We start from the raw sequence: 2,247 nt of genomic DNA, 5'->3' as shown, positions 1-2,247 counted from the left end.
TCGCAGGCTGTTGCCGACGACGAAGACCGAGGAGAACGCCATGGCGGCTCCGGCGATCATCGGGTTGAGCAGGCCTGCCGCGGCGAGGGGTAGTGCGGCGACGTTGTAGGCGAAGGCCCAGAACAGGTTGGACCTGATGGTGCCCAGTGTCTTGCGGGACAGGCGGATGGCGTCCGCCGCGACCCGCAGGTCACCGCGGACCAGGGTCAGGTCACCGGCCTCGATCGCGGCGTCGGTGCCGGTGCCCATGGCCAGGCCGAGGTCGGCCTGGGCGAGGGCCGCGGCGTCGTTGACACCGTCACCGACCATGGCGACCGAACGCCCCTCGTCCTGCAGACGCTTGACCACGTCCACCTTGTCCTGCGGCAGGACCTCGGCGATCACGTGCTCGGGGGCGATCCCGGCCTCGGCGGCGACCGCTTCGGCCACGGCCTTGTTGTCACCGGTCAGCAGGATCGGGGTCAGGCCGAGGGCGCGCAGCCGCTTGATGGCCTCGGGGCTGGTCTCCTTGATGGCGTCGGCGACTTCCAGGACGGCGCGGGCCCGGCCGTCCCAGGCGACCGCGATCGCCGTACGTCCAGCCGCCTCGGCCTTCGCCTTCGCCCGGCCCAAACCCTCGGGCAAACTCATGGCCCACTCGGTAAGGAGCTGTTCACGGCCGACGAGGACGGCGTGGCCCTCGACGATGCCCTGGACACCGAGGCCGGCGATGTTCGCGAAGTCCTCCGGGACCGGCAGCGTGCCGACGCGGGCGGCGGCACCGGAGGCGACGGCCTGCGCGATCGGGTGCTCGGAGGAGTGCTCCAGGGCGCCGGCCAGCCGCAGGACATCCTTCTCGTCGGTGCCTTCGGCGGTGTGCACGGCCAGCAGGGTCATCTTGCCGGTGGTGACGGTGCCCGTCTTGTCCAGGACGATGGTGTCGACCTTGCGCGTGGTCTCCAAAACCTCGGGGCCCTTGATGAGGATGCCGAGCTGGGCGCCGCGTCCGGTGCCCACCATGAGGGCGGTCGGCGTGGCGAGCCCCAGCGCACACGGGCAGGCGATGATCAGGACGGCGACCGCGGCGGTGAAGGCGGCGGTCAGGCCCGCGCCGTTGCCGAGCCAGAAGCCCAGGGTGCCCAGCGCCAGCGCGATCACGACCGGGACGAAGACACCGGAGATCTTGTCCGCGAGCCGCTGGGCGGCGGCCTTGCCGTTCTGCGCGTCCTCCACCATCTTCGCCATCCGGGCGAGTTGGGTGTCGGCGCCGATACGGGTCGCCTCGATGACGAGACGGCCACCGGCGTTGAGGGTGGCGCCGGTGACACCGTCCCCGACACCGACCTCGACCGGGACCGACTCGCCGGTGAGCATGGAGGCGTCCACCGCGGACGCCCCCTCCACCACCGTGCCGTCCGTGGCGATCTTCTCGCCCGGCCTGACGAGGAAACGGTCGCCCACCTTCAAGTCCGCGACGGGGACGAGCTCCTCACGCCCACCGCGAAGGACGGTGACCTCCTTGGCGCCCAGTTCCAGCAACGCCTTCAACGCCGCTCCCGCCCGGCGCTTGGAGCGGGCCTCGAAGTACCTGCCGGCCAGGATGAACGCCGTCACACCGGCCGCGGCCTCCAGATAGATGTTCCCCGCACCGTCACTGCGCGCGATGGTCAGCTCGAAGGGATGCCTCATGCCCGGCATCCCCGCCGAACCGAAGAACAACGCCCACAGCGACCACAAGAACGCCGCCGAGGTACCGACCGAGATCAGCGTGTCCATGGTGGCCGCGCCATGCCGGGCGTTGGTCCAGGCGGCCTTGTGGAACGGCCACGCCGCATACGTCACCACGGGCGCCGCCAGGGTCAGCGACAGCCACTGCCAGTAGTCGAACTGCAGCGCCGGAACCATCGCCATGGCGATCACCGGCACGGCCAGCGCGACAGCCGTGGTCAACCGCTGCCGCAGCGGCCGCAGTTCATCGACCTCCTCCCCACCGGGGCCGCCGGACGCCGACTCGGCGCCGACGGGCTCGGGTTCGCGCGCGCTGTAACCGGTCGCCTCGACGGTGGCGATGAGGTCGGCGACCGAGACAGCCTCGTCGAAGCTGACCTTGGCCTTCTCCGTGGCGTAGTTGACCGTTGCCTCGACGCCGTCCATACGGTTGAGCTTCTTCTCGATCCGAGCGGCGCACGAAGCGCAGGTCATGCCGCCGATGGCGAGTTCGACCTCGGCGGCACCGGGCGTGGTGGTGGTCATGTCTGCTCCTCGCAG

The 2,247-nt window shown here is 70.7% G+C and carries 1 protein-coding gene; it reads right to left on the bottom strand.

What is annotated here, in order from left to right; translation table 11 throughout:
• On the bottom strand, positions 1-2,232 hold a 2,232-nt coding region (locus BIV24_RS29325; protein ID WP_071369499.1), incomplete at its 3' end, for a heavy metal translocating P-type ATPase.
• Positions 2,233-2,247 lie beyond the last annotated feature (15 nt).

Source organism: Streptomyces colonosanans (assembly GCF_001866645.1).
Taxonomy (GTDB): domain Bacteria; phylum Actinomycetota; class Actinomycetes; order Streptomycetales; family Streptomycetaceae; genus Streptomyces; species Streptomyces colonosanans.
Note: the sequence above shows the minus strand (reverse complement) of the source record. Positions and strands in the feature narration are given on the sequence as shown.